Consider the following 19,775-nt stretch of genomic DNA (forward strand, 5'->3'; position numbering starts at 1 on the left):
TTCACAGCAGCCCGGCGGCGGCCAGGACGCGGCGGACGTGCTCGGCCTCCGCGGCGTCCAGCTGGATCTGCGGCGGCGCGGTGACCGGGCAGTCGATGACCCCGCGCAGGTGCAGAGCGGCCTTGAACGAGCCGAGCGCCGAGGAGCCGCGTCCCATCCGGGCCGTCGCGCCCGCGTTGACGATGTCGAACAGGCGCATCAGCCGCTCCTGCTCGGCGCGGGCCTCGTCCCAGCGCCCGGCGCGGCAGAGCCGGTACAGGCGGACGTAACCCTCCGGGTCGACGTTGCCCAGGCCGGGGACGACGCCGTTGGCGCCCATGGCCAGCGCCGCGTCCACGGTCAGCTCGGAGCCGGTCAGGACGCTGAACCCGCCGGTGTCCGCGTCGCGGAGCGCGACGAGCAGCCCGCGCAGCCCGGCGTCGTCGCCGCTGGAGTCCTTCACGCCGGCGAGGACGCCCTCGGACGCCAGCCGGAGCAGCATCGCGGCGTCCAGTTTGCAGTGCACCGAGACCGGGAGGTCGTAGGCGTAGACGGGAACCGGGACGGCGGCGGCGACCCGGCGCAGGTGCGCCTCGATCTCCACCGGATGGGTGCGGGTGTAGAACGGCGCGGTGACGACGACACCGTCACAGCCGATCGAGGCGGCGGCCCGCGCGTGCTCGATCACCCGCAGGGTGGTCATGTCGATCGCGCCGGCGAGCACCGGGACCTGCCCGGCGACGTGCTTGACGACCGTCTCCAGGACCGTACGGCGGTGCGCGTCGGGCAGGAACGCGACCTCGCTGGTGGAGCCGAGCACGAACAGTCCGTCCACGCCGGCGCCGACGAGATGGTCGACGAGCCGTTCGAGGGACGGGACGTCCACGTCCAGTTCGGGGGTCAGCGGCGTGCAGACGGGCGGTACGACACCGCACAGCGCCGGTGCGGTTCCGGTGGGTTCGGGGGGAGCGGCGGTCACGGGATCTCCTGGGAAACGCTGGAAAGGGCGAGGTCTGACGGTCCGGTGACCGGGTGCAGGCAGCGGTACCGGTGCGCGGCGTCGTCCGCCGTGGTGAAGCCGGGCATCGCGGCGCCGCACTCGTCGGTGGCGCGCCAGCAGCGGGTACGGAACGGGCATCCGCTGGGCGGATGGACGGCGGACGGGACGGGCCCCTCGAGCCGGATCGGCTCCATCGGATCGAGCAGGCTGGGTGTGGCGGACAGCAACGCCCGGGTGTACGGGTGACGGGCTTCGCCGCCGGCGACGACGGAGGCCGGGGCGTCCTCGATGATCCGGCCGAGGTACATGGTGACGACCCGGTCGGACATGCGCCGTACGGTCTGGATGTCGTGCGAGACGAACACCATCGACAGCCCGAGCCGGTCCTTCAGATCCAGCAGAAGGTTGAGGATCTGGGCCCGAACCGATACGTCGAGCGCGGAGGTCGGCTCGTCCGCGACCAGGAGCGAGGGGTCGAGCGCGAGGGCGCGGGCGATCGCGACACGCTGCCGCTGCCCGCCCGAGAGCTGGCCGGGGAGCGCGGAGGCGAGGTGCGGGGGCAGGCCGACCAGGGACATCAGCTCGCGGACCCGCGCGTCGCGCTCGGCGGGCGTGCCACGTCGGTGCACGTCGAGCGGGTCCCGCAGGATCGCCCGTACGGTCAGCCGCCGGTTCAGCGCCGTGGCCGGATCCTGGAACACCATCCCGACGGACGCGCCGAGCCGCACGGCGCGCTCACGGGACCGCAGCGGCCCGAGGTCGGTGCCCTCGAACAGCACCGTTCCCTCGGTGGGCCGGGCCAGCCCGACCAGCACCTTCGCCAGCGTGGACTTGCCGCAGCCGGACTCACCGACGATCCCGACCGTCTCGCCGCGCCCGATGGCGAGGTCGGCGCCGGTCAGCGCGTGCACCACGTCACGGCGCAGCGGGTTCCCGCCGCGTACGGGCAGCCGTACGTGCACGCCGCGCAGTTCCATGAGGGGCTCGTTCATCGCGGTCCTCCCGCCGTGGCCGGGACCTGGCCGGACGGATCGGCGGGTGCGCCGATCGGGTGGTGGCAGGCGAAGGCGTGCCGGTGTGGCTCGCCGGACGCCTCGGGACGGGTCGTGGCGCACAGGTCGGTGGCGGCGGCGCATCGGTCGGCGAACCGGCAGCCCGCCGGGAAGCGCGCCGGTGACGGGACGACACCGGGGATCTGCACGGGCCGCTCGCCCGCCGCCTCCAGCGAGACGACCGCGCCGAGCAGGCCGCGCGCGTAGTGGTGCCGGGGGGAGGCGATCAGCTCGGCGGTGACGCCGGCCTCGGCGACCTGCCCGCCGTACATCACGACGACGCGGTCGGTGACGTCGGCGACGAGCGCCAGGTCGTGCGAGACGAGGATCAGCGCGAATCCGAGTTCGGCGCGCAGCCGCAGCAGCAGCCGCATGACCGCCGCCTGGACGGTGACGTCCAGCGCGGTCGTCGGCTCGTCGGCGACGACCAGCCGGGGGTCGCGGGACAGCGCCATCGCGATCAGCACCCGCTGCCGCTGCCCGCCCGACAGCTCGTGCGGGTAGCTGCGCAGCGTACGGTCCGGGTCGAGACCGACGAGTCCGAGCAGCTCGGCGGGGGTACGGGTGCCGCCGCGCCGGGTGAACTGACGGAGCTGGGCGCGGATCGTCATCGCCGGGTTCAGCGAGGACAGTGCGTCCTGGTAGACCATCGCCATGTCGTGGCCGAGGAGTCCGCGCCGCTCCCGGGCCGGCATGGCGCGCAGGTCGCGGCCGTCGAACAGCAGCCGCCCGCCGATCCGTGCGCCGGGCGGCTCCAGCCCCATGATGGCCAGGCTGGTGAGGCTCTTGCCGCAGCCGCTCTCGCCGACGAGCCCGACGACCTCGCCGGGCCGTACCTCCAGGGACACCCGGTCGACCACGTCGACGCCGCCGTACCGTCCTGGGAAGCCGATGGTGAGGTCCTCGACGCGCAGCAGAGGCTCACCCGTGGGGAGGGGGCGGGCCCGTCCGGCCAGCCGCCGCCCGGCCTCGCGGAGATCGTCGTCCATCCGCGCGGCCGACGCCGCCGCGGCGGCCGCGGCCGGCCGGACGTCCTCCTCGGCGTCGGCTGCGGCCTCGGACTCCGCAGCGGTGCCCGCCCCGGCTCCGGTGGCCGGGCCCGCGGCGGTGTCCGCGTCGGAGCCGGACCGGGCGGCCGGGGCGGCCCAGGCGTCCGACACGCCCTCGGACAGGACGTTCAGCACCAGCACCGTGGCGAGGATGAACAGACCGGGGAAGAAGGTCGCCCACCAGCCGCCCGCCAGCACGAGGGCCTTGCCGTACGCGATGACGCTGCCCCACGACGGGTCGGGGTCCTGGACGCCCGCGCCCACGAACGACAGGCTCGCCTCGAACACGATCGCGTTGGCGACGACGATCGTGCAGAACACCAGGATCGGCGCGGCGCAGTTGATCAGGACGTGCCGCCACAGGATGTGGCCGCGCCCGGCGCCGATGACGCGTTCCGCCGCGACGTAGTCCTCGCCGTACTGCGACAGCACGTTGCCCCGCACCACCCGCGCGATCTGCGGGACGTACAGGAATGCGATCGTGCAGATCAGCACCGGCAGGCTCTTGCCGAACACGGTGACGAGCACGGCCGCGAGCGCGACCGCAGGGAACGCCATGATCACGTCCAGGCAGCGCATGACGACCTCGTCGACGACGCGGTGCGCGGTCGCGGCGATCGAGCCGAGCAGCGCGCCGGCGACCAGCGCCAGCGCCGCCGCGCCGAGACCGATCGCCAGCGACCAGCGCGCCCCGTACAGCACCCGCGCGAACACGTCGCGGCCGACGCGGTCGGTGCCGAACCAGTGGTCGGCGGACGGTCCCTGCCCGGCCACCCCGGTGGTCAGCGGGTCGTGCCCGGCGATCAGCGGCGCGGCCAGCGCCGTCACGATGATCAGCAGCAGTACCGCCAGCGCGGTGCGGGACGCCGGGCGCAGCCGCCGCCATCCCCGCAGCAGGGCGGCCGCCGGATGCGGCTTCGCGGTCATCGCGTCGCTCCCTTCAGACGGGGGTTCGCGAACAGGTACAGCACGTCCACGAGCAGGTTGACGACGAGGAACGTCAGCGCGATGCACAGCACGACGCCCTGCACCAGCGCCGGGTCACCGGCGGTGACGCCCTGCATGATCAGGGTGCCGAGGCCGGGCAGCCCGAAGATCGCCTCGACTACGACGGCGCCGCTGAGCAGGTAGCCGATCTGCAGGCCGAGCACGGTCAGCGGAGTGATCAGGGCGTTGCGCAGGACGTTGCGGCCGACTACGACGAAGCGCGGCAGCCCGCCGCCGATCGCGGTCCGTACGTAGTCGCGGTCCAGTTCCTCGACCATCGCGGTGCGCACCACACGGGCCAGCAGCGAACCGACCGGGAAGCCGACGGCGAGCGCGGGCAGCGCGAGGCTGCGCAGCCAGCCGCCGACCGAGTCGCCGGGGTTGACGTACCCGCCGGTGGGGAACCAGCCGAGGCGCAGCGCGAACCACTGGATCAGCAGGATGCCGAGCCAGAACGACGGCATCGCGACGCCCGCCATGGACAACACCCGGATGACCTGGTCCGGCCAGCGGTCCCGGAACAGCGCCGCGGTCACGCCGAGGACCACGGCGAACACCACACCGAAGAGCACCGCCAGCAGGGTCAGTTGCAGCGTGAGCGGGAACGCCGTCCCGATCGCGCTGGTGACCGGCCGGCTCGGCGGCGCGGTCAGCCCCAGGTCCCCGTGCAGCAGGTCGCCCAGGAATCGGACGTACCGCACCGGCAGCGGGTCGGTGAGCCCGTGCGCGACCGCGTACGCGTGTCGCGCCTCGGGCGTCGCGCCCTCGCCGAGCGCGTTGTAGGCGGGGTCGTTGGGGGAGAAGCGCAGTACGACGAACACGAACAGCGTGATCCCCAGCACCATCGGCACGAGGGTCAGCAGCCGTCGCAGCGCCATGCGCAGGATCGTTGCCATCCGGGTGGAGTCCCTTCTTCGCGGCCCGGGACGGTCAGGCGCGGCCGACGTTCAGGAACGACAGCCCCGTGGTCGCCATCGGCCGGAAGCCCGGCAGCCTGTCGGCCTTCCAGCCGGTGTCGAGCTTGCGGTGGAGGATCGGGTACAGCGCGGCCTGCTCGGCGACGATGTCGATGGCCTGCCCCCACAGCTTCTTGCGCGCGGCGTCGTCCGCTTCGCGGGCGGCCTGGTCGAGCAGGCCGACGACCTTCTTGGCCTCGGGGGTCGAGGCGTTGTAGCTGCGGTGCTCGGGCCAGGTGCCGACGTAGAACCAGCGCATCAGCAGGTCCACGTCGTTGCCGAACACCGACGGGTCGCCGGGCGCGGCCATGACCTGGTACTTGCCGGTGTCGACGAGGTTGGAGTACTGCCCGCCGGACTGGCCGATGTTGAGGCTGGTGGCGACGCCGATCGCGTCCCAGCTCTGCTTGATCAGCGGCGCGCAGTCCTTCACGAAGTCGGTGTCGGTGGTGACGAGCTCGACCTTGAGGCCGCTGACGCCGGCCTGGGACAGCAGCTGCCTGGCCTTGGCCGGGTCGTAGCCGTAGACGGTGGAGGCCTGGACATAGTCGGGGTGAGCGGAGGGCAGGAAGCTGGTCGCGGCGGCGGCGTTGCCGAGCAGCGCGGTCTTGATCAGCTTGTCGGTGTCGAGGGCGTAGTGCAGCGCCTGGCGCACCCGCACGTCGTCGAACGGCCTGGCCTTGCAGTTGAACATCAGGAACAGCAGGCCGAAGCTCTGCACGGCCTCGACGGTCGCGGACCTCTTGAGCTCGTCGGCGTTGAGGTACGGGACGGCTTCGATCGCCTGGACGCGTCCGGACTGCAGCGCGGTGACCCGTGCGGACGGGTCGGCCAGCAGGAGCCAGTTCATCCTGGCGGCCTTCGCGGGGCGCGGCCCGTTGTAGGCGTCGTACTTGGCGAACGACAGGCCGTTGGTGGCGCTCGCGGCGGTCAGCCGGTACGGGCCGGACCCGACCGGCAGCGCGTCGAACTTCTTCTGGTCCGCCTGGACGATCTTCTTCGGCACGATCCGTACGACGGCGAGCCGCTCGGCGAACAGCGCGAACGCGTACTTGAGGGCGAACTCGACCGTGCTGTCGTCGACCTTCTTCACGCCGTCCAGGAACGGCAGGAACTGCACGAACAGGGAGGCGTTCGTCGGATCCAGGACCCGCTCGAAGCTGAAGACGACGTCGTCCGCGGTGACCTTCGACCCGTCGTGGAACGTGGCGCCGTCGCGGATCGCGACCCGGTAGGTCGTGTCGTCGACCTTGACGGGCGCCGCCTTGGCCAGCGCGTTGTAAGGCCGCCGGGTGACCGGGTCGAGATCGACGAGCGACTCCAGCACGTGGAAGTTGGCGGCGACGGCGACCGCGCTGGAGGACGTCATCGGGTCGAAGCCGCCCGACAGCGCGTAGGCGAGGGCCGCCTGGATCGTGTCCTTCGAACCGCCCGAACCGCCGGAACCACCGGAGCCGGTGGAGGAGGGGCCGCCGCACGCGGACACCCCGGCGGTGATCGCGGCGGCCGCGCCGAGCAGGCCGGAATAGCGCAGGAAGTCGCGGCGGTGCAGACCGCGTCCCGGCTGGAGATCGGTCACGTCGTCTCCTGGAGGAAGTGGGAGAGGGGCGGGTCGCAGAATAGGCGACCGCAGGTCAGAGGGGATGTAGGACATCCAACATCCTTCGTGGGGTGTACCGTAGGCTCCGGCAGCGGCCGGGTCAAGTGGCGGGCCGCGGGCAACCGACGTGATGGGGAGTGTGAACCGAATGACCGCAGCTCGGACTCGGGGGCGCGCGACGCGCGGCCGCAGCGGCCGCAGCAGCCGTACCGAGCAGGTGCAGCAGCGGATCAAGCAGCTGATCCTGGAGCGCGGCCTCGCCGCCGGCGACCCGATGCCGACCGAGTTCGAACTCGTCGATGAGCTGGACATCAGCCGCAACTCGCTACGCGAGGCGCTCAAGGCGCTTGAGGCCGTCGGCATCGTGGAGATCCGGCACGGCTTCGGGATGTACGTCGGCAGCATGTCGCTCAGCGCGCTGGTCGATGAGCTGACCTTTCACGCCCGCATGTCCAAGCGCCAGGGCCGCGACGATCTCGCCCATCTGGTCGACGTCCGCGAGGTTCTGGAGCGCGGCCTGGTCGAGCAGGTCATCGACCGCGGCCTGGCGTCCGACACGTCCGAGCTGGACGAGGTCATGCGCCGGATGGAGGCCGAGGCCGAGGCGGGCGAGGTGACCCCCGAGACGGACCGGCTCTTTCACGAGCTGCTCTACCGGCCGCTCGCCAATCCGATCGTCAACCAGCTGCTCGGGGCGTTCTGGGACGTCTACCGCAGCCTGCAGCACGACCTGGCGCCCGTCCGGCAGGAGGCGGCCGACGTCGCGCAGCGGCACCGCGACATCTACGACGCGCTCGTCGCCGGGGACTGCGCGGCCGCCGCCGAGGCGATGGCCGCGCACTTCCACGGCATCCGCACCCGCCTGGGTACGGCCCGCGGTGGCGCGGGGGCTTGACGGCCCCCGGCCTCGCGCCTACCTTCGTCCGCGACAGGACATCCTACGTCCGATGTTCGATGTCCGATGAAGGAGGGTCATGCTCCCGTCCTCGCGTTCCCGGCCCGCCGCCCTCACCGCCGTGACCACGATCGGCGCCGTGACCACGATCGGCGCGGCCGCCGCGGCGGTCGCCGTCCCCGCGGCCGCTCGCGCCGACACCGCGCAGACCGCGATCGTCACCACCGACTGCACGTCCAGCCGCCTCCAGGAGACCGTGGTCAACCGGACGTCCTCGGCCACCACCTTCACGCTGACCTGGCCCGGCATGGGCACCTGGACGGCCTCCGTCGCCGCCGGCGACAGCGGCCACTTCTTCTTCACCAAGCCGTCCGGCACCCCGTACACGCTCCACACGACCACTCCACAGGGCCTCGACCAGACCGACACCGGCACCCTGGACTGCTCGAACGCCCTCACCGCCCGTGCCGCCATGGACTGCGGAAGCACCCACCGGCTCCGCCTCATCCTGGACAACCGGTCGCCGGCCGCCCGCACCTTCACGGTCGCCTGGCCGGGACGATCCGGCTCGCCCTGGACCGTCACCGTCCCCGCCGGTTCCGGCGACGACACCCTCTACTGGACGGTCCCGGACGGCACCCCCTACACCTTCCAGGCCTCCTCCGGAACCTGGAACCGCACCCTGTCGGGGACGTCCGGCTGCGGTCTCGGCTCCGGACGACCCGGGATGAACGCGCAGACGGTCCTGACGACCTCCACGGTCATCGACGGGCTCGGCACGGCGGCCAAGTCCGTCCGGATTCCCGCGCTGGCCGTGGCGAATGACGGTACGGTCGTCGCCGCCATGGACGCGCGGGTGGACGGCAGCGCCGACCTCGGCGGCGGAACCAACGACATCCAGGTGGCGATGGTGCGCAGCACCGACGGCGGTGCCACCTTCTCAACGCCGAAGATCATTGCGCATGCCCCGACCACGTCCGAGGGTTACGGTGACCCGAGCCTTCTCGTGGACCGCACCACCGGGAAGATCTTCTGCTTCTTCACCTATTCCCCCAAGCCGGGCGTCGGCTACGCCGGCTCCACCGCGGGCGACACCTCGGCGACCGCCACGACGAACACCCACATCCGCTACGTCACCTCGGCCGACGGGGGTGCGACCTGGAGCGCCGCGACCGACCTCAACCCGCAGGTCCGCGACACGGCTTGGGCCGGCATGTTCGCCTCCTCCGGCCACGGCGTCCAGCTCGCGTCCGGGCGCCTCGTCCAGCCGATCGTCTACCACGACGCCGACGGCGACCACGCGTCGAACATCTACTCCGACGACCACGGCGCGACCTGGCACAACGGCACGACCGCCGGCACCGGCGTCAATGAGAGCAAGATCATCCAACGCTCCACCGGCCGCGTCGCGCAGAACATGCGCTCCAACGCCGGCGGCAACCGCTGGTACGCCACGGCGGCCGATGTCACGGCGCCCTACGGCACCGCCTGGAACAGCGGCCTGATCGACCCGGGCTGCAACGGCGACGAGATCTCCTATCTGACGCCCATCTCCGGCGCGCCGGCTCTGACGAACGTCGCCCTGCACAGCAACAACGCCGCCACAGGCCGGACCGACCTCACCGTCCGGCTGAGCCGTGACGACGGCTCCAGCTGGCCACAGGAGGCACTCCTCAAGCCGGGAGCCGCGGGGTACTCCACCATGGCGGTCCTTCCCGACGGCTCGGTCGCGGACCTCTACGAGATCGGCGACACCGGCGGGATCGTCTTCACCCGCTTCACCGTCCCCTGGCTGGCCCCCTGACCGCACCACGCGGCGCCCGCCGGGAAACACGGCACCGGCTGAAAACACGGCGCCCGCCGGAAGAGCGCACGGCGCCCGCCGGGCGATGACGGCGGGCGCCTCGGCCTTCGTTACCTGTGAGACGTCAGGACGAGTGCTGGTGGTCGACCGCCTCGGCCAGTTCGTCCTTGTTCATCGTGGAACGACCGTGGACGTCGAGTTCCTTGGCCTCCTCGTACAGGTCGTCCTTGGTCCGCTCCTCAGAACCGGAGCCGGAGCCACTGCTGCCGTCGGTGAGCTCCTGGCGGCGCCGCTCGGCGAAGGCCGTGCCGAGCTCCTTGAGGCGTTCGGCGGAGACCGCGTCGCGGAGCGCGGGGAGGATGTCGCTCTCCTCCTCCTCGACATGGTGCTTGACCGCGTCGATGAACTCCTTCAGCTTCTCCTCGAACTCCTTGCCCTCCGGTGACATCCCGCGGAGCTTCTCGAGCATCTCCTCGGCCTCGTGATGCTCCTCGGCCCCATGGTGGGCCTCGTCCCGCTCGCCGGCGTCCTTCGCCACCACGGGGTAGACCCGCTCCTCCTCGGCGCGAGAGTGCGCGGTCAGCAGCGCCGCGACCTTGTCGAGCAGCTCAGGGCGCCGCCCGGCGTCCTGCCGCAGCTCGTCGAACAGCTTCTCCAGCGTGCGGTGGTCCTGCATGATGAGTTCGACGACGTCGGCCATGCGCTCTTCCTGTTCCTGTCCGTGCCTGTGAGTGACCCGGTCCTTACCCGAAGAGCGGCGCTCAATCCTCCTCGTCGCGGTGCGGTGTCACGGGGTGAGCATCGTGGTCCCCGCCGAGGCGGCCGAGGGGCGTCTCATCCGGGCGGCCCGCCCGGTCGGCGGACGCATGAAACCGCTGTTCGGGTGGCACAGACCCGGCATGAACCTTCTGGGCATCTATCTCAACGACCATCTGGCCGGCGCCACCGCCGGCGTCGAACTCGCCCGCCGGGTCGCCGGGACGCACAAGGGAAAGACGAGCGGGGAGACCTTCCGGCATCTCGCCACGGAGATCGCCGAAGACCGCGACGCGCTGCTACGGATCATGCGGGCGCTCGGCGTACCGGTGCAGCAGTACAAGGTGTACGCGGGCTGGATCGCCGAGAAGATCGGCAGGTTCAAGCCGAACGGGCACCTGACGAGCCGGTCGCCGCTCAGCGACCTGGTCGAGCTGGAGGCGATGCGGCTCGGCATCGAGGGCAAGGCCTCGGGATGGCGTTCGCTCCGGGCGGTCGCCGACCACGACGACCGGCTGAGCGGCGAGGAGCTCGACGAGCTCCTCGCGCGCGCTCGCCGTCAGGCCGAGACCGTGGAGGAGCTGCGGACCGAGATCGCCGGGGCGGTCTTCGGCGGGTGACGGCCGGCGGTCAGCTCGTCTCGACCGACCGCTGCTGCCCCGGATAGCCGGGACGCTGCTCCGGGAGACCGACTCGCCGGCCCGGTTCGGTGGCGAGCAGGTCGACGGGCTCGGGCGGCGCGCCCTCGGCGGGGGTGCCGTCGTCTCGCGCCACGAAGGTCTCCTCATCGGCGTCCGGAGACGCGTTGACGCCCTGATCCTCGACGAGATCCTGGTCGGTGCTGTGCTGCTGGTGACGGGTCATGCCACTCCATTACCCCTGAAATCAGGCGACATCCCGGGCACCGGGCTTCCGGCCACCGGAACCGCCTGGTAGAGAGGGGAGCGGGCGCGCGTACGATCGGCGCACAGCCCCCGAGGCCGACCGGGCCGCACCAGGCCCCACCATCGGAAGGACACGCAGGCATGGCGCAGGAAGTACGCGGAGTCATCGCCCGGGCCAAAGGCGCGCCGGTGGAGACGACGACGATTCTCGTGCCGGACCCAGGTCCCGGTGAGGCCGTCGTGAAGATACAGGCCTGCGGGGTCTGCCACACGGACCTGCACTACCGCGAGGGCGGGATCAACGACGAGTTCCCGTTCCTGCTCGGCCATGAGGCCGCGGGCATCGTGGAGTCGGTCGGCGAGGGCGTCACCGACGTCGCCCCCGGCGACTTCGTCATCCTCAACTGGCGCGCGGTCTGCGGTCAGTGCCGGGCCTGCCTGCGCGGCCGTCCCTGGTACTGCTTCAACACGCACAACGCCGCCCAGAAGATGACCCTGACCGACGGCACCGAGCTCTCGCCCGCCCTGGGCATCGGCGCGTTCGCCGAGAAGACCCTGGTCGCCTCGGGCCAGTGCACGAAGGTCGACCCGGCGGCCTCACCGGCCGCCGCCGGGCTGCTCGGCTGCGGCGTGATGGCGGGAATCGGGGCCGCGATCAACACCGGGGGAGTGGGACGCGGCGACTCGGTCGCCGTGATCGGCTGCGGTGGCGTGGGCAACGCGGCCGTCGCCGGCGCCCGGCTGGCCGGCGCCGCGAAGATCATCGCCGTCGACCTGGACGACCGGAAGCTGGACCAGGCCAAGAAGCTCGGCGCCACTCACACGGTCAACTCCGGCGGCACCGACCCCGTCGAGGCCATCCGCGACCTGACCGGCGGCTTCGGCGCCGACGTCGTCATCGAGGCCGTCGGCCGCCCCGAGACGTACCAGCAGGCCTTCTACGCGCGGGACCTGGCCGGCACGGTCGTCCTCGTCGGGGTCCCGACGCCGGAGATGCGCCTCGAACTCCCGCTGCTGGACGTCTTCGGCCGCGGCGGCGCGCTCAAGTCCTCCTGGTACGGCGACTGCCTGCCGTCCCGGGACTTCCCGATGCTGATCGACCTGTACCTCCAGGGCCGGCTCGACCTGGACGCCTTCGTCTCCGAGACGATCCCGCTGGACGACGTCGAGGGCGCGTTCGAGCGCATGGGGCGGGGCGACGTCCTGCGTTCGGTGGTGACGCTGTGACGACCGCGCGTCTCGACCACATCGTCACCTCCGGCACGTTCTCCCTCGACGGCGGCACCTGGGACGTCGACAACAACGTCTGGATCATCGGCGACGACGCAGAGGCGCTGGTCATCGATGCGGCGCACGACGCCGACGCGATCGCCGCGGCGGTCGGCGACCGCCGCCTCGTCGCCATCGTCTGCACCCACGCCCACGACGACCACGTCGACGCGGCCCCGGCCCTGGCCGCCCGCACCGGAGCGCCGATCCTGCTGCACCCCGCCGACCGGCCGCTGTGGGACCTCACGCACCCGGATCGCACACCCGACGCCGACCTGGCCGACGGGCAGACGGTGCGGGTCGCCGGCGTCGAGCTGACCGTCCTGCACACGCCGGGCCACAGCCCCGGCGCGGTCTGCCTGTACGCCCCGGCGCTGGGCGCGGTCTTCTCCGGCGACACCCTGTTCCAGGGCGGGCCCGGCGCGACGGGCCGGTCGTTCTCCGACTTCCCGACCATCATCGACTCGATCCGCGGCCGCCTGCTGACCCTGCCGCAGGACACGGTCGTCCACACCGGCCACGGCGACGACACCACGATCGGCGCCGAGACCCCTCACCTGGAGGAATGGATCGCCCGCGGCCACTGACCGCCGGGCGAGCCGGGCCGTCCGCGGCCGCCGCCGAACGGATCCGGCCGTCTGCGGCCACTGACCGCCGAGCGGGGTTCGGCGGTCTTCGGCCACTGACGGCCGACGGGGTCTAGTCGTTCGCGGCCAGGCGGCCGAGCCATTCGCCGAGCAGGTGTTCCTCCGCGCCGCTCAGTGTCGTCTGCCCGGGCAGCAGGGCACGCAGGGCCCGGGCCGCACCGGCGAGCCCCGGCTCCCGTACGGCGGGCTCTTCGTAGGTGACGGCGGCGACCATCGACTCGCGCATGGTCGTGAGCAGAGCGGGGTCGCGCCGCGGCTCGGGCAGTGACAGCCAGGTGAGCACCGCACCACGCGTGGTCGCGTGGATGAGGGCGACGGCGAGTTCCTCGTCGACGCGGAGCCGGCCGGCGGTGGCGAGACGGCGGATGCGTCCGCTCAGGATCCGCATGCCGGCCTGAAAGGCGGCCGAGGTCGTGCCGCGTCCCGGGTCGCCGTACATCAGCGTGAACAACTCCGGATTGGCGAGCCCGAACTCGACGGCGATGTTCCAGCCCGTGCGCAGGTCCTCGACGGGGTCGTCGGGGGCGGCGTCCTGGTGCTTGGCCGCGAGGAACACCGCATAGCCGTGCCCGGCGACCGCTTCGAGCAGCCCGTCCTTGTCGCCGAACAGCCGGTAGATCACCGGGGCCTGCACTCCGGCGGCCGCCGCGACCGCGCGGGTGGTCACCGCGTCGCGCCCCTGGCGCGCGAGCAGATCCGCCGCTGCCTCGACGATCCGCTGCCGGGTCAGTTCACGGGCGTCGCCCGCCGTCTCCGGCGCGGTCTCGGCCCCGGCACCCGCGTCACCTCTCGCTTCGTCATCCACGAATCAATGATATCGGCCGCATGTTGCCATCGATGTTCGATCGGCACCCCGGGACCGCGATCACCGACGATCGGCCGGCGCACGAGGGCGGCGGACGCCGGGTGGCCTGAGGCGGTGGGAGAGCCCGGCGACGCGTCACCCCGCCTCAGCGCAGCCTGGGACGGTCGATTCCCCGTGCCCGTCGCGCGGCGGCGGCGAGGGCCGTATGGGGGTCGGGGGCGGCGTGGGGCGCGCGCCACGCGATCACGTGATCGGGGCGGACCAGCAGGGCGCCGTGATCGCCGATGCCGCAGGCGTCGGCGGGCCGTGTCGTCGCCGAGGCGATCCGGTGGGGCAGGAGCGCCGCGTCGAGGAAGGCGCCGTGCGGATCCAGTCGCCGTGCGGCCCGTACCCAAGCGTGTCCTTCGGGTCCGGCGAGGAGCAGGTACCGGCCCTCGCGGACCAGGTCGAGCGTCGATGCGGGCTCGTCCTGGCCCGTGAGGGGCAGGTGCGGCAGCCGGGTGCCGGGCTCGCCGCGCCGGCGGTCCGGTTCGTCGGCCATCGCCGGGTCGCCTTCGGTCGTGGCGGGGTCGCCTTCGGCCGTCGCCGGGCCGCTGTCGGCCGGGTCCGTGCCCGGCATGGGGTAGCGGTAGCCGATGGCCACCGCCGCCTCACTGAGCAGCGGACGATCCTCGACCGGAACGCGGGCGCGGTGGCGGGCGCGCAGGAGCGCCTGGTCCACCGTGATCCGGCCAATCGCTCGGCGCTCGGGCTCGTAGTCCTCCAGCAGCCGCGGGTCGGCGTGGCCGCGCAGGACCGAGACCAGTTTGGCGGTGAGGTTCCAGGCGTCCTGGATCCCCGTGTTGGCGCCGAAGCCGCCGGTCGGCGGGGTGACGTGGACCGCGTCGCCGAGCAGGAAGACCCGGCCGGCGCGGTAGGAGTCGGCCACCCAGGCGCCCATCTGCCAGGGGCGGCTCCCGGTGAGCGTGAAACGCGACGGCGGCAGCCCGAGGGCGCGGGAGACGATCCCACCGCATCGCCGGGCGTCGAACGCCGCCGGATCGGTGAGTGCGGGATCGTAGGTCACCGACACGGTCCCGCGGTCCTGCGCGGTGTTCCAGGACAGGAACGCCTGCTCGGGCGGGCCGGTGAAGGCCAGGGCGAGCCGACGGCCCTCGAGCAGCCGGCGCAGGTCGGCCTCGAAGCCGATCTCCATGATGTGCGCGATCACCTCGGTGCCGCTGCGCCCGATGCCCAGGCTCTCGCGTACGGCGCTGCCGTTCCCGTCCGCGGCCAGCAGGTAGTCGGCCGTCACGGTGTACGTGCTGCCGTCGGCGTGGCGTATCGACGCCTCGACGTGGTCCTCGTGCCGGCGCAGTCGGAGGAGGCGGTGGCCGAACCGCAGGTCGGCCCCTGCGGCGAGGGCGTGCGCGCGAACCACCTCCTCCAGGTCGGCCTGCTTGACGAAGGCGCTGGGGCAGGGGGAGACGCCGCTGAAGTCCTCCGCGGCCGGCAGCCGCCAGCGCCGCAACTCCGGACCGGCGAGCGAGGCGACCACCGCGGCGTGGTCGGCCGGCGGGAGGCGGCGTTGGACGGCATAGACGTCCTGGTCGGCCCCGACGGAGCGGTACGCCTCCATCGTGCGCGGATAGAACAGCTTGGCGCGCGGCCGGGTCGAGACCGCGGTGTGCTTCTCGACCAGGACGGGGCTGATGCCGCGGGCCGCGAGGAACAGCGCGGCCGAAGCCCCCACGATGCTGCCGCCCACGATCAGAACGGGAACACGGGCGGGCGACGGCGGATCGGCGGTGACCGGAGCGGTCCCGCTCCCCGCCCTGGCCGCCGCGCTGCCGGGTTCGGACATGAGAACTCCTAAAACGAATCAGAACAGGTCTGTTCCATTATTGCCGCATACCCGGAACCGAACGCAACAGCTCTGTATCGTTACCGGGGTGAACGCGGAGACTCCGGGCCGTCGCGGCGGACGGCGGCGCGACCCTGCCACCGACTCGGCCATCATCGACGCGGTCCTCGACATGGTCGCCGCGGGCGCCACCCTCACCGGTCTGTCCCTTGTGGCCATCGCCAAGCAGGCCGGAGTCTCACGCAACAGCGTCTACCGGCGCTGGAAGACCAAGGACGAGCTCTACCTCGACGTGCTGGAGACGATCAACGAGCGACGGCCCGCGCCGACCGGCTCCGACCTCCGTGAAGACCTGGCCGTCCTTCTGCGGGCACTGGCCGAACGCGTCGTCGACGAGCGGGCCAGCAGCATGCTGCGCGCCCTCAACGCCGAGGCCGCGGCCTTCCCCCGGCTGCACAGCCGCTACTTCGAGGAGATCGTCGCTCCCCGCCGGGAGGCCATGAACCAGGTCCTGCGGCGCGGCGTGGAGCGAGGAGAGATCCGCGCGGACGTCGACCCGGACCTGATCTCCGAACTCCTCGTCTCACCTCTCCTCGCCCGCATGGCCTCGGGCAGCACCGACCGGCTCGACCCCGAGCGGACCGGCCGGCAGATCATCGCTCTCGTCCTCGACGGCGCGGCGGCCCCGCGGAGCTAGACCCGGGCGGCCCCAGGGGCGCCGTCACATTCCCCCGCCGGGATCAGTCATTCCCAATGACCGCACACCTGCGCGAGCGCGACCAAGGAGAACATCATGGAAGCTCGCATGAAGAACCCGGCGATGGTCCTCGACGCCGTCCCCTCCATCCAGGAGATGAACAAGGCCATCTACTCCGGCGGGGTTCCGCCGACGATCCTGGAGCTCGTCCACCTGCGCGCCAGCCAGATCAACGGCTGCGCCGCCTGCGTCGACTCGGGCACCAAGGGCGCCAGAAGGGCCGGCGAGAGCGAGGAGCGGCTCTTCGCCGTCTCCGTCTGGCGGGACTCGCCGCTGTTCACGGACGCCGAGCGGGCCGCGCTGGCGCTCGCCGAATCCGCCACCCGCCTCGCCGACACCCCCGACGCCGTCCCGGACCAGGTGTGGGAGACGGCCGCCGAGCACTTCGACGAGCGGGGTCTCGCGTCCCTGGTGCTGATGATCGCCCTGACCAACTTCTACAACCGGCTCAACGTCACCACGAAACAGGTGCCGGGGGCCTGGGGCTGAGCCCCGCCGGGCGCGACCGGGCCCCGTCGAGGTGCCCGGCCGCGTTCGCAGGCGTGCGCCGAGGCTCTCCGTCGTGTCGATGACGAGGATCCTCGGCGCCGACCCCGGAGCCGGTGGCGATCGTCAGCACAGATGCCGCGTGAAGAACCTCAGCGAGTCCTCCAATTCGAACGACGGCACCTCCCCGTGCCCACCGGGGTTGGCGTGCAGTGTCTTCTCCGCCGAGGCCAAAGCGTCGAACAGGGCCAGGCTCTGATCCCGGGGCACCATCCGGTCGTCCCACTGGACCAGGAACCGCACCGGCACAGTGATCCGCGCGGCGTCTTCGGCCAGCCCGTGAACACCGAGCAGGCCCAGCAGCGCGGCGCGGATCCGAGGCTCTGCGGCGACGAGCGGGATGCCGAGCCCGCAGCCCATCGACATGCCGCAGTAGCCCACCGGGCCGGCGCCGACCTGGTCGAGGCGCTGGACGGCGGTCAGGACCGCCTGCCAGTCCGCGACGGCCCGACCGGCCAGATGGGCGTGCATGCCGGCGACCAGCGCGCCCAGATCCTCACCGGCGGCCATCCCGGATCGCAGCGCGGCTGCGATCCGGCCGAACTCCTCGGTCCTGGGCCGCTCGCCGTGGTCGGGCGCGTCGATCGCGACGACCGCGAAACCCTCGGCGGCGTAGCGACGCGCGCGGGTCACGACGCCGGGGGCCGTCTTGTGCCGGCCGCCGCCGTGGCCGATCAGAATCAGGGCGCGAGCACCGCGGGAGTCTTCCGGCGTCCACAGCACGCCGGGAATCTCGTCGAGGATGAAGAACCGTTCGGTGACGCCGTCCGACGACGCCTGGGAGGTGAAGCGCATCAGCGTTCCACGCCTTTCGGGATGCCTTGCGCGGGCGCTCCCTAGGCCATGCGAAGGAGGGAGCCCCGACCTGTCACAGCGTTGATCGGTCTCACCTCCTCGAATGCGCAGTGGTGCACGGCGACGCCGAAGGTACCACAAAGATCAGCCTTCACACCTTGCCCGGATGAACGTCGTCCGATGGGTCTACGTGCCCGGACTCGTCGGCCGGGGCCGCCGCGCTCTTGGGAGATGCCTTGACGGCCGGGCGGGCGGGGATCGCGGCGGAGGACAGGGACTGCTGCATCCGAGACAGGGGCCGTCCCTCAGACAGGGGTCGCGCCGGGGACGTCTTCACCGGCGACAGGGCGACGGTCGTGTCCGCCCGGCGCAGCGGCGTGGCCGGCGTCCCCGGTGTGGTCCGCACCCTCCAGGGCACGGTGCCGTCCGGGGCACGCAGCTCGACGCCGTCGTCGCTCACGGTGAGCACGCTCCCCGGATGACCCGCCGTGCCGGTGGACCACACCACACGGCCCCGCCTGTCATAGAGGATGAGGTCGCCGTCCGCCTGCAGCACGCAGCAGGCGGTCTCGCGCCCATCGGTGCCGGAGGCCCATACGGCGCCCCGGCCCTCGTTGTCGTAGAGCACGATGTTGCCGTCGTCCTGGTGGACGAGCGTGTGGCGCCCGGACGGGGAGGTGAGCGACTGGCGGCCCAGGGTCTGCCCGGGCAGCATCCGGTCGCCGATCGCCGCCGGCCCCGCCGGCACCGTGACCTCGGCGGTGCCGGACGACCAGACCTCCGCGCCGGCGGCGTCCTCGATGGCGATGTCGCCGTCGTCGCGTACCACCAGCCGGGCGGCGGGCCCCCTGGCACCGGTGCACCAGATCCGCCGGCCGTCGGAGCCGAGCAGGGCCAGCCCATCGCTCGCGCGCAGCACGCAGTACGACCCGTACGCGCCGTCGGTGCCCGACGCCCACCACGGGTGCAGCCGCACGTTGTCGTAGAGCACGATGTTGCCGTCGTCCTGGTGGACGAGCGTGTAGCGCCCGGCCGGGGAGGTGAGCGACTGACGGCGCAGCGTCTGCCCGGCCCGCATCTCGTGGCCCTGCGCGAAGTCGCTCAGCGCGTGACCCGCCCTATCGCCCGGGGGCGTCTTGTCGTCCTCGCCGGCCTCATCGTCCTCGTCGTCGGTCAGGATGAAGAAGTCGGTGATGAAACAGGCGACCTCCCCGTCGGCGGTACGCCCGACCCAGGTCGGGTAGTGCCCGTCTCCGTCACCGGAGGAGAACACCACCAGGCGCGGCCTGCCCTCCTCATCGGTCAGCGTGCCGGGCGCGGTGGGGTCGGTGTCCCGGGCGTGGAGACTCGCCATCACCCGGTCGAGGTAGTCCTCGCCGTCCTCGCACAGCGCCGCGATACTCGCCGCGTCGACGAATCCGCCGGTGCCCCCATCGACGGGGTAGCCGAAGAACTCGTCGTCGCCCAGGGTGGAGACGTCCTGGCCCTCGTACACCGCCATCTCCCAGGAGACGACGGGCTCGTCCCGGATGACCAGCCGCGCCGCCGCGATCATGTCGTACGCGGCCGGGTCATCCGGCTCGCCGAACACGGCGAGCACCAGCTCCAGCGGGTAGCGGCCCGGCGGCACCCGCTGGACGAACCCGCCGTCCATCGCATCGAACATGAACGGCTCGCCGGCGACGACCCGGCCGGACGGCAGCCACAGCGATGCGTCCCGCCGCAGCCGGACGGTGGCGACGTCGCCGCCGGGCAGCGTGTGACGTGTGCCGGGGGCGAAGAGCCGTTCGAAGTCGGGGGCGGGCAACGGCATGAGCGCTCCTTCGGGGACGGAACCGGTACCGGTGACGCATGGCGGGGGCCGCCATCGGCTCGGGACCCTAGCGCCGGACTCCGACAGGCGCCGGGATCCGGCTAACCGGCGGCCGGTGTCCTCGCGACGAGAAGCCGGATCGCGTCGTCGATGAGCGCCTCGCCCTGAGACGGCGAGACCCGCCGGGACGCGACGAGGGATGCGATGCCCTGGACGGTCGCGGAGAGCGGCAGCGTCAGCCGGCCCACGTCGCGTGCGTCGTACGCGCCGGCTTCGACGCCCCGCGTTCATCAGGTCGGTCATGGTGCCGAACAGGCGCTCCGCAGCGCTGTGAACCG

General features: G+C 72.3%; 19 protein-coding genes. 7 read left to right on the forward strand and 12 right to left on the reverse strand.

The window, feature by feature from the left end; genetic code table 11:
- Position 1 precedes the first annotated feature (1 nt).
- Genes NDW01_RS03235 through NDW01_RS03255 form a run of 5 tightly spaced genes read right to left on the reverse strand, consistent with a single transcriptional unit; the run spans position 2 to position 6,602 of the window.
- Complete coding sequence (locus tag NDW01_RS03235; RefSeq protein WP_252816389.1) at positions 2-958, reverse strand: dihydrodipicolinate synthase family protein; 957 nt, start codon at positions 956-958, stop codon at positions 2-4.
- Positions 955-1,971 (reverse strand): oligopeptide/dipeptide ABC transporter ATP-binding protein, encoded by a 1,017-nt coding sequence (locus NDW01_RS03240; protein ID WP_252816392.1) that lies wholly within the window; start codon positions 1,969-1,971, stop codon positions 955-957. Before NDW01_RS03240 ends, NDW01_RS03235 begins: the two co-directional genes overlap by 4 nt.
- Entirely contained in the window at positions 1,968-4,007 is a 2,040-nt protein-coding gene (locus tag NDW01_RS03245; protein WP_252816394.1) for a dipeptide/oligopeptide/nickel ABC transporter permease/ATP-binding protein, read from the reverse strand. Before NDW01_RS03245 ends, NDW01_RS03240 begins: the two co-directional genes overlap by 4 nt.
- Positions 4,004-4,963 carry an ABC transporter permease gene (locus tag NDW01_RS03250; protein ID WP_252816396.1) on the reverse strand — a complete coding sequence of 320 codons (960 nt, stop codon included), beginning with the start codon at positions 4,961-4,963 and terminating at the stop codon, positions 4,004-4,006. Before NDW01_RS03250 ends, NDW01_RS03245 begins: the two co-directional genes overlap by 4 nt.
- 34 nt (positions 4,964-4,997) lie before the next feature.
- Positions 4,998-6,602 carry an ABC transporter substrate-binding protein gene (locus NDW01_RS03255; protein WP_252816398.1) on the reverse strand — a complete coding sequence of 535 codons (1,605 nt, stop codon included), beginning with the start codon at positions 6,600-6,602 and terminating at the stop codon, positions 4,998-5,000.
- Positions 6,603-6,771: 169 nt separating this feature from the next.
- Here NDW01_RS03255 and NDW01_RS03260 point away from each other — a divergent pair, with 169 nt between their 5' ends.
- Together NDW01_RS03260 and NDW01_RS03265 are read left to right on the forward strand one after the other, a co-directional pair.
- Entirely contained in the window at positions 6,772-7,518 is a 747-nt protein-coding gene (locus tag NDW01_RS03260; RefSeq protein WP_252816400.1) for a FadR/GntR family transcriptional regulator, read from the forward strand.
- A 79-nt stretch (positions 7,519-7,597) separates the two neighbouring features.
- Positions 7,598-9,322 carry a sialidase family protein gene (locus NDW01_RS03265; RefSeq protein WP_252816402.1) on the forward strand — a complete coding sequence of 575 codons (1,725 nt, stop codon included), beginning with the start codon at positions 7,598-7,600 and terminating at the stop codon, positions 9,320-9,322.
- 124 nt (positions 9,323-9,446) lie between these two features.
- Here the strand turns inward: NDW01_RS03265 and NDW01_RS03270 are convergent, their stop codons facing one another.
- A complete protein-coding gene (locus NDW01_RS03270) occupies positions 9,447-10,022 on the reverse strand; it encodes a hemerythrin domain-containing protein (RefSeq protein WP_252816404.1) in 576 nt (191 codons plus the stop codon).
- A gap of 94 nt (positions 10,023-10,116) precedes the next feature.
- Between NDW01_RS03270 and NDW01_RS03275 the strand changes: the two genes are divergently transcribed.
- Positions 10,117-10,698, forward strand: a complete 582-nt coding sequence (locus NDW01_RS03275) for a hypothetical protein (protein WP_252816406.1) — start codon at positions 10,117-10,119, stop codon at positions 10,696-10,698.
- A gap of 10 nt (positions 10,699-10,708) precedes the next feature.
- Here the strand turns inward: NDW01_RS03275 and NDW01_RS03280 are convergent, their stop codons facing one another.
- On the reverse strand, positions 10,709-10,942 hold the full coding sequence (locus NDW01_RS03280) for a hypothetical protein (protein WP_252816408.1): 234 nt from the start codon (positions 10,940-10,942) through the stop codon (positions 10,709-10,711).
- A 161-nt stretch (positions 10,943-11,103) separates the two neighbouring features.
- Between NDW01_RS03280 and NDW01_RS03285 the strand changes: the two genes are divergently transcribed.
- A complete protein-coding gene (locus NDW01_RS03285) occupies positions 11,104-12,189 on the forward strand; it encodes an S-(hydroxymethyl)mycothiol dehydrogenase (protein WP_252816409.1) in 1,086 nt (361 codons plus the stop codon).
- Positions 12,186-12,818 (forward strand): MBL fold metallo-hydrolase, encoded by a 633-nt coding sequence (locus NDW01_RS03290; protein ID WP_252816411.1) that lies wholly within the window; start codon positions 12,186-12,188, stop codon positions 12,816-12,818. Before NDW01_RS03285 ends, NDW01_RS03290 begins: the two co-directional genes overlap by 4 nt.
- Positions 12,819-12,930: 112 nt before the next feature.
- Here the strand turns inward: NDW01_RS03290 and NDW01_RS03295 are convergent, their stop codons facing one another.
- Positions 12,931-13,683, reverse strand: a complete 753-nt coding sequence (locus NDW01_RS03295) for a TetR/AcrR family transcriptional regulator (RefSeq protein WP_252816413.1) — start codon at positions 13,681-13,683, stop codon at positions 12,931-12,933.
- Between the two features lie 145 nt (positions 13,684-13,828).
- A complete protein-coding gene (locus tag NDW01_RS03300) occupies positions 13,829-15,526 on the reverse strand; it encodes an FAD-dependent monooxygenase (RefSeq protein WP_252816415.1) in 1,698 nt (565 codons plus the stop codon).
- Between the two features lie 88 nt (positions 15,527-15,614).
- Between NDW01_RS03300 and NDW01_RS03305 the strand changes: the two genes are divergently transcribed.
- On the forward strand, positions 15,615-16,223 hold the full coding sequence (locus NDW01_RS03305; RefSeq protein WP_252816417.1) for a TetR/AcrR family transcriptional regulator: 609 nt from the start codon (positions 15,615-15,617) through the stop codon (positions 16,221-16,223).
- A gap of 96 nt (positions 16,224-16,319) precedes the next feature.
- A complete protein-coding gene (locus NDW01_RS03310; RefSeq protein ID WP_252816418.1) occupies positions 16,320-16,772 on the forward strand; it encodes a carboxymuconolactone decarboxylase family protein in 453 nt (150 codons plus the stop codon).
- 123 nt (positions 16,773-16,895) lie between these two features.
- On the opposite strand, the gene NDW01_RS03315 is transcribed toward NDW01_RS03310, so the two are convergent.
- From NDW01_RS03315 to NDW01_RS03325, 3 genes are all read right to left on the reverse strand, one after another.
- Positions 16,896-17,624, reverse strand: coding sequence for a dienelactone hydrolase family protein (locus tag NDW01_RS03315; RefSeq protein WP_252816420.1), 729 nt, complete (start codon positions 17,622-17,624; stop codon positions 16,896-16,898).
- Between the two features lie 151 nt (positions 17,625-17,775).
- Positions 17,776-19,437: a DUF4241 domain-containing protein gene (locus NDW01_RS03320; protein ID WP_252816421.1), complete on the reverse strand. Its 1,662-nt coding sequence runs from the start codon at positions 19,435-19,437 to the stop codon at positions 17,776-17,778.
- Between the two features lie 101 nt (positions 19,438-19,538).
- Positions 19,539-19,685 carry a hypothetical protein gene (locus NDW01_RS03325; protein ID WP_252816424.1) on the reverse strand — a complete coding sequence of 49 codons (147 nt, stop codon included), beginning with the start codon at positions 19,683-19,685 and terminating at the stop codon, positions 19,539-19,541.
- Between the last annotated feature and the right edge of the window lie 90 nt (positions 19,686-19,775).

Source organism: Actinoallomurus soli (assembly GCF_024055715.1).
GTDB classification, from domain to species: Bacteria; Actinomycetota; Actinomycetes; order Streptosporangiales; family Streptosporangiaceae; genus Actinoallomurus; species Actinoallomurus soli.